Raw genomic sequence first — 7,214 nt, 5'->3', positions numbered from 1 at the left:
ACCTCCTCGCGGCGCAGCCCCGGCGTGCGCCGCCGCGCCCCGCCGTCCGGCAGCCCGGCCTCCGCGGGGCTGACCCGGGCGCGCCGGCTCATCAGGAACTCCCGCAGTTCCCCGAGGCGACGCGCCTTCGAGGCGTCCTCGACCGATGACGCTGTGACCATGCGGCGCTCCCCCAAGCCCTGACTGGTGTTCCGACCACCAGCATAAGTTCCCGCTCCCCACGACTATTCCGGCCGCCCGATGCTCTTGCACATGGCGATCGACACCTCCACCGCCCCGTCCACCGAGGCCGCCCCGGCCACCCGGCCCTCCGGGACCGCCGCGCGGGCGCCGCAACCGCACACCCCCAGGCTCTCCCCCCGCGACAAGCTCGTCCTGTTCGTGCTCTGCGCCGCGCAGTTCATGGTCGCGCTGGACTTCTCCGTCCTGAACGTCGCGCTCCCCGTGCTCGGCGCCGACCTCGGCATGAGCACCTCCGCCCTGCAGTGGGCGGTGACCGCGTTCGCCCTGCCCTCCGGCGGATTCCTGCTGCTCTTCGGCCGGACGGGCGACCTGTTCGGGCGGCGCAGGCTGTTCCTCGCCGGGCTCGCGCTCTTCGGTGCCGCCTCGCTGCTCGCCACCTTCGCCTGGGACCCGGCGTCGTTCCTGGCCGGACGCGCGCTGCAGGGCGTCGGCGCCGCGGCCATCGTGCCGACCGGCATGTCCCTGCTCACCACGACCTTCCCCGAGGGCCCGCAGCGCGACCGGGCGCTCGGCATCTCCGGCACGCTGCTCTCGCTCGGCTTCACGGTCGGCATGGTGCTCGGCGGCGTACTGACCGACACCCTGGGCTGGCGCTCCACCATGGGCCTGCTGACCCTCTTCGCGCTGATCGTGCTGCCGCTGGCGCCCGGTCTGCTGCCCGAGTCCCGCACCCCGGACCGCCCGCGTCTGGACGTCCCGGGCGCCGTGACGGTCACCGGCGGTCTGCTCTCCCTGATCTACGCCCTGTCGACGGCGGCCGAGCGCGGCTTCGGCGGCACCGACGTCATCGTCACGCTGGCGGCGGGCGTCCTCCTGCTCGCGGCCTTCGGGTACGTCGAGTCGCGCACCGCCTCGCCGCTCGTCTCCCTGCCGATGCTGCGGCGCCGCACGGTGGCCTGGGGCAATCTGGGCGGCCTGGTGACCTTCTCGATGATGTCGACGGTGGTCTTCGTGCTGACCCTGTACCTGCAGGAGGTGCTGGACCTGTCGGCGTTCGAGACGGGTCTGGTCTTCGGCGTGCAGGGCATCCTGTCGGTGGTCGCGGGGGTCTACGCGCCGAAGGTCATCGGCCGCGTCGGGGCGCGCCGCACGCTGGTCGGCTCGCTGCTCGGCCAGGGCCTGTTCGTGGCGGCGCTGCTCGGCATCGGCGAGGGCGGCTGGTCGGTGTACCTGGCCGCGGCGGCGGTCTCGGTGGCGAGCATGTTCCACCTGGGCGCGATCGTCTCGTACGGCGTGACGGTCACCTCGGGCGTCCCCGACGAGGAGCAGGGCCTGGCGACGGGTCTGGTCACCTCCACCCAGCAGGTGGGCATCACGATCGGCATTCCGCTGCTCGGCGTCCTCGCGACGACGGGCCCGGACCTCCTCGCGGGCACGCGGACGGTCCTCCTGATCGACACGGCCGTACTCCTGGCGACGGCGGCCCTGGTCTTCCTGGGCCTGCGCCGCCCCGCCGGCCGCGGCTAGCTCCCCCCGTGCACGGCGACGGTCCGTCCTCTCCGGGAGGCGGGCCGTCGCCGTGTCTCACGGGCGGCGCGCCCCGGCGGGCGGCGCCGGCCGGTCCGCCAGGACGAGGAAGGCAGACCAGGCCTCAGAGCCGAAGGCGAGCTGGGAGTCCCTGGGGCGCGTGGAATCGCGCACACGGACCTCCTCACCGGTCCAGGCGACCTCCACGCAGGTGTCGTCCGGGCCGTCACTCGCGCTGCTCTTGCGCCACGTCCATGAGCTGCCCACGCTTCTCCTCCACCCCGGGTGCGGAAGACCAGCCGTCGCTGCTCACGGTGGAAGGACGGAGTCCGGGATTCCAGCTCTGTCGGCTCCCCCGTGCGGCTGGTGCAGGGACACGCAGCACCTCTTCCAGAATAACGGTGCGTCATACGAATATGAACGACCCGTTTCCCGCCAAGATCCCGCGGTCCAGGGGGAGTTACTCCTGCGCGACGGCCGCCTCCACGGGGGCCGGGTCCCCGAGCAGCGCCTCCAGGTCGTCCCTGCCGTCCTCCGTCCTCTGGGCCAACGCCCGCAGCAGAGTGCCGACGTCCTCCTTGATGGCGAGGTCCTCCAGCTCCCAGAACCTCTCCAGGTAACGCCCTGTCTCATCAGGGGCGTTGGTGGTGTACGAGTCGCCGCGCGGGTTCTCCAGGTAGATCGAGTCCGGCATCTCGTCGGCCTCGAACTCGAAGTGACTGAAGGGCCCCTGGATACCCGCGTGGGCGCCGATGCTGAAGGGCAGGATCTGGATGGTGATGCCCGGCTTGGCCGCCAGTTCCGCGAGCCGCTCCAGCTGGGCGCGCATCACGCCACGTCCGCCGACATGGCGGCGCACGACCGCCTCGTCGAGGATGTAGAAGAGCTCGCGCCCGCCCGAGGTCAGCAACTCCTGCCGCGCCAGGCGGACTTCGACACCGCGCTCCAGACGGTCCTCGGGGATGCTCTTGTTGTAGGAGAGCATGATGGCGCGCGCGTACTCCTCGGTCTGCAGCGGACCGGGCATCAGCAGCGAGCCGTAGTGCCGAATGATCGACGCCGAGGACTCCAGGGCGAGGAATTCCAGGAACTCCTTGCCGTACAGGTCGCGGTACTCGCTGTAGGGCATTCTCCGGCTGCCCCGCGCCAGATCGAGCAGCTCATCGATCTTGCGCCGGTCCCTGATGCCGTACGCATCCAGGAGCGGCCGCAGGTCGTTGACCGAGATGCCCACCTCACCGGCTTCGATCCGGATCAGCTTCGAGGGACTCCACTCCATCTTGGCCGCGACCTGCCGCTGAGTGAGGCGGGCAGCGGTCCGGGCCTTGCGGAGCTCGGTACGCAGCCGCAGCCGCTGGAGTGCCGCATTTGGCACGCTCATGATGGCTCCACCCCCAAGCGGACCGTGCGAGGTGCAACATAGCAGACTAGCAGCTTACTCATCGAGACCTTCCGAGGCGACGGTTCACGTCACTGCCAGGAGAACTCATGCCGCCCGCAACGGCAACAGGAGGGCCAGGCAGTTGCCGGATAGCTATATCGCATTTGGCGAGCTGCGCATGGGAGGCTCCGAAGTTGACACTTACTTCGGCCACCTGCCTGACCGGAGTCTACCCAGCTGCTCACGTGCAGGCTACGCTGGTCTGGAGCAGCGGCACGCCCAACCGACGATCGCAGCAAGGAGGTTGACCACCGGAACCGCACGCCACCCGATCACTCCATCGAGTGTTCGCTGGTCACAGGTTCCCTCTTCCTGGCGCCGCCCATCCGTGGATCGCCGCGGTATCCACGACGTGCGTGGACCAGGAAGGAGAACAGCCCGATGGCCGAGAAGCCTGACGGGCGTCGCACCATCCGCACGTGGACCGAATGGGCAGCGCTGTCGGCGCCCTGGATCAGCCTCGTACTGGTGATCCAGGAAATCGTCGAGAAGTGGGTCCTGCCCCACGTGTGAACGGAACTGGCCCCGACCTAGGGGCCGGGGCCAGGTACGGCGGACGCCATCGCACAGACGTTTCCACTCCGAGTTCCCTTGGCCTGGCAGCCCGGAGTGGGAGCGTTTCGGATCCGCCTCTCACTCCATTCTGCCGCCCCGCCACGCCGATGGCGAGGGCCTGTTGGGACACTCTGCCGACCACACCCCGGGTCGCGTACGCCCCTCAGGGCCGATCGAGACGCAAACGCTCCGCCCGTGGCAGCCCGGCGACCACCAAGTCGTACGAGTCCTCGATGAGTTCCCTGATCTGGCGGTCCGGCAGTGCGCCCTGCAGCGTGACGGTGTTCCAGTGGCGCTTGTTCATGTGCCAGCCCGGCACGATCTCCGGGTGGGCGGCCCGCAGTTGGTCGGCGATGTCCGGCTCACACTTGAGGTTGACGGTGAGCGGGCGCCTGTCGAGGGCCGAGAGCGCGAACATCTTCCCCGCCACCTTGAAGACCGACGTCTCCGGCGTGAACGGGAAGTCCTCCACGGCGTCGTTGAAGGACAGGCAGAAGGTCCGCAGCTCCTCGGGCGTCATCCCGGCTCCCCCTCCTTCTCCGCGTCCGCCACGGACGCGACGGGCTCCACGAGCACGGTCACGATCTTGTTCCTGCGGCCGGCCGCGGACTCCGCGGTGAGCTTCAGCTCCCGCCCGTCCGGCAGCGGCACGACCGCCGAGGCCCCCGCGATCGGCACGCGGCCCAGCTGCTTGGCCAGCAGGCCGCCGACCGTCTCGACGTCCTCGTCGTCGAACTCGTCGAGGCCGAAGAGCTCCCCGAGGTCGCCGATGTCGAGCCGCGCGGTCACGCGGTAACAGCCGTCCGCCAGCTCCTCGACCGGGGGCAGTTCACGGTCGTACTCGTCCGTGATCTCGCCGACGATCTCCTCCAGGATGTCCTCGATCGTCACGATCCCGGCCGTGCCGCCGTACTCGTCGATGACCACGGCGACGTGATTGCGCTCCTGCTGCATCTCGCGCAGCAGGTCGCCCGCGTTCTTCGTGTCGGGCACGAAGGTCGCCGGGCGCATCGCCGTCGACACCAGCTCGGACTCGCTGTCGCGGTTGATGTGCGTCTTCCTGGCCAGATCCTTCAGGTAGACGACGCCGACGATGTCGTCCTCGCTCTCGCCCGTCACGGGGATGCGCGAGAAGCCGGAGCGCAGCGCGAGCGTGAGCGCCTGGCGGATCGTCTTGAACCGCTCGATGGAGATCAAGTCCGTGCGCGGCACCATCACTTCGCGCACGAGCGTGTCGCCCAGCTCGAAGACGGAGTGCACCATGCGGCGCTCCTCGTCCTCGATCAGCGACTCCTTCTCGGCGAGGTCCACCATCGCGCGCAGTTCGGCCTCGGAGGCGAACGGACCGCGCCGGAAGCCCTTGCCGGGCGTGAGCGCGTTGCCGATGAGGATCAGGAGGGGCGGGATCGGGCCCATCACACGGGCCAGCGGGAGCAGGACGTACGCCGCGGCGGTCGCCGTGTTCAGCGGGTGCTGACGGCCGATCGTGCGCGGGGAGACCCCCACGGCGACGTAACTGACCAGGACCATCACACCGATGGCGACCGCGAGGGCCTGCCAGGTCTCGTCGAACTCCTGCAGACAGGCGTACGTCACCAGGGCCGCCGCGGCCATCTCGCACGCCACCCGCACGAGCAGCGCCACGTTGAGATAGCGGGTCGGGTCGGCGGCGACCTGCGCCAGCCGCGCGCTGCCGCGCCGGCCGGAACGCACCGCCTCGTCCGCGCGGAAGCTGGAGACGCGGGCGATGCCCGCCTCGGCGCAGGCCGCGAGCCAGGCGACGACGACCAGGGCGACGGCGCCGGCGATCAGCTGAGGATTCATGGGCTTACGAGACGGTGGGCGCCGGGGACGGGCCGGTCAGGCCCTTCTCGGCACGCCAGCCGTCGACGATGGCCGCCTGGAGGCCGAACATCTCGGCCTTCTCGTCGGGCTCCTCGTGGTCGTAGCCGAGCAGGTGCAGCACTCCGTGGACCGTCAGGAGCTGGAGCTCCTCGTCCATGGAGTGCTGCGTCGGCGCGTCGGCGCCCTGCTTGGTGGCGACCTCGGGGCAGAGCACGATGTCGCCGAGGAGGCCCTGCGGGGGTTCGTCGTCGTCCTTCATGGGCGGCCGCAGCTCGTCCATGGGGAAGGACATGACGTCCGTCGGCCCCGGCAGGTCCATCCACTGGATGTGGAGCTGCTCCATGGCGTCGGCGTCCACGACGATCACCGAGAGCTCGGAGAGCGGGTGGATGCGCATCCGCGCGAGGGCATAGCGGGCGATGTCGAGGATCGCCTGCTCGTCGACCTCGGTTCCGGACTCGTTGTTGACGTCGATCGACATGGCGCTGCTGGTCTACTTCCCGTTGTTGCCGCCGCCGGTGGCGCGGCTGTCGTGCTGCTCGTACGCGTCGACGATACGGCCGACCAGCTTGTGCCGTACGACATCGTGGGAGGTGAGCCGCGAGAAGTGGATGTCCTCCACGCCGTCGAGGATCTGCTGGACCTCGCGCAGACCGCTCTTGGTGCCGCCCGGCAGGTCGACCTGGGTGATGTCACCGGTGATGACGATCTTCGAGTCGAAGCCGAGGCGGGTGAGGAACATCTTCATCTGCTCGGCGCTGGTGTTCTGCGCCTCGTCGAGGATGATGAACGCGTCGTTCAGCGTCCGGCCGCGCATGTACGCGAGCGGGGCGACCTCGATGGTCCCCGCGGCCATGAGGCGCGGGATGGAGTCGGGGTCGAGCATGTCGTGCAGCGCGTCGTACAGCGGGCGCAGGTACGGGTCGATCTTCTCGTAGAGCGTGCCGGGCAGGAAGCCGAGCCGCTCGCCGGCCTCGACCGCGGGACGGGTCAGGATGATGCGGTTGACCTGCTTGGACTGCAGGGCCTGCACCGCCTTGGCCATGGCGAGGTAGGTCTTGCCCGTACCGGCGGGGCCGATGCCGAAGACGATCGTGTGCTTGTCGATCGCGTCGACGTACCGCTTCTGGTTGAGGGTCTTGGGGCGGATGGTGCGGCCGCGGGACGAGAGGATGTTCTGCGTGAGGACCTCGGCGGGGGTCTCCTCCGTGCCGTTGCCGTTCTCGTCCGCCCTGAGCATGGCGATCGAGCGTTCCACTGCGTCCTCCGTCATCGGCTGACCGGTGCGGAGCACCAGCATCATCTGGTCGAACAAGCGCTGGATCAGCGCCACTTCGCGGGCGTCGCCCACGGCGCTGATCTCATTGCCCCGGACATGGATGTCGGCCGCCGGGAATGCCTTCTCGATCACCCGCAGCAGGGCGTCGCCCGAACCGAGAACGGTCACCATCGGGTGCTTCGCCGGGACGGTGAAGTGGGCGCGGGCCTGGTCCTGTGCGTCGGTGTGAGTTGTGGGTGTCTGAGTCATGGGCCGGCTCTGAAGGCCTGCTCATCCTCCTCGTGCGGGGCTTGTGGCCGCTCGACAGCCTTGCGGTTTCCAGGGTACGACGCGCCACCTCGCCGGCCGTAGGCCTTTTCTCCCCGACCGCCCCCGGCTCCCCTC

General features: G+C 69.6%; 8 protein-coding genes and 1 pseudogene. 2 read left to right on the top strand and 7 right to left on the bottom strand.

Annotation, left to right across the window (positions count from 1 at the left end):
- A pseudogene (locus AOK22_RS43085) lies at positions 1-161 on the bottom strand (XRE family transcriptional regulator); the annotation flags it as partial.
- Positions 162-252: 91 nt separating this feature from the next.
- Between AOK22_RS43085 and AOK22_RS29155 the strand changes: the two are divergent.
- Positions 253-1,710 (top strand): MFS transporter, encoded by a 1,458-nt coding sequence (locus tag AOK22_RS29155; protein ID WP_055701715.1) that lies wholly within the window; start codon positions 253-255, stop codon positions 1,708-1,710.
- 57 nt (positions 1,711-1,767) lie between these two features.
- Here the strand turns inward: AOK22_RS29155 and AOK22_RS29150 are convergent, their stop codons facing one another.
- Positions 1,768-1,977 (bottom strand): DUF397 domain-containing protein, encoded by a 210-nt coding sequence (locus AOK22_RS29150; RefSeq protein WP_055701714.1) that lies wholly within the window; start codon positions 1,975-1,977, stop codon positions 1,768-1,770.
- 193 nt (positions 1,978-2,170) lie between these two features.
- On the bottom strand, positions 2,171-3,091 hold the full coding sequence (locus AOK22_RS29145) for a helix-turn-helix domain-containing protein (RefSeq protein WP_055701713.1): 921 nt from the start codon (positions 3,089-3,091) through the stop codon (positions 2,171-2,173).
- A 441-nt stretch (positions 3,092-3,532) separates the two neighbouring features.
- On the opposite strand from AOK22_RS29145, the gene AOK22_RS43780 reads away from it, so the two are divergent.
- Complete coding sequence (locus AOK22_RS43780; protein ID WP_269086371.1) at positions 3,533-3,664, top strand: hypothetical protein; 132 nt, start codon at positions 3,533-3,535, stop codon at positions 3,662-3,664.
- A gap of 205 nt (positions 3,665-3,869) precedes the next feature.
- On the opposite strand, the gene AOK22_RS29140 is transcribed toward AOK22_RS43780, so the two are convergent.
- Genes AOK22_RS29140 through AOK22_RS29125 form a run of 4 tightly spaced genes read right to left on the bottom strand, consistent with a single transcriptional unit; the run spans position 3,870 to position 7,079 of the window.
- The gene (locus AOK22_RS29140) at positions 3,870-4,226 is read right to left on the bottom strand and encodes an MmcQ/YjbR family DNA-binding protein (protein ID WP_055701712.1); all 357 of its coding nucleotides are present in this window, start codon (positions 4,224-4,226) and stop codon (positions 3,870-3,872) included.
- The gene (locus tag AOK22_RS29135) at positions 4,223-5,530 is read right to left on the bottom strand and encodes a hemolysin family protein (protein ID WP_055701711.1); all 1,308 of its coding nucleotides are present in this window, start codon (positions 5,528-5,530) and stop codon (positions 4,223-4,225) included. Before AOK22_RS29135 ends, AOK22_RS29140 begins: the two co-directional genes overlap by 4 nt.
- A gap of 4 nt (positions 5,531-5,534) precedes the next feature.
- Positions 5,535-6,032, bottom strand: a complete 498-nt coding sequence (gene ybeY / locus AOK22_RS29130) for an rRNA maturation RNase YbeY (protein WP_055701710.1) — start codon at positions 6,030-6,032, stop codon at positions 5,535-5,537.
- A gap of 12 nt (positions 6,033-6,044) precedes the next feature.
- Complete coding sequence (locus AOK22_RS29125) at positions 6,045-7,079, bottom strand: PhoH family protein (protein ID WP_055701709.1); 1,035 nt, start codon at positions 7,077-7,079, stop codon at positions 6,045-6,047.
- Positions 7,080-7,214: the final 135 nt, after the last annotated feature.

Source organism: Streptomyces silaceus (assembly GCF_001419745.1).
Taxonomy (GTDB): Bacteria; Actinomycetota; Actinomycetes; order Streptomycetales; family Streptomycetaceae; genus Streptomyces; species Streptomyces silaceus.
This window is presented reverse-complemented; position numbering and strand designations above follow the sequence as displayed.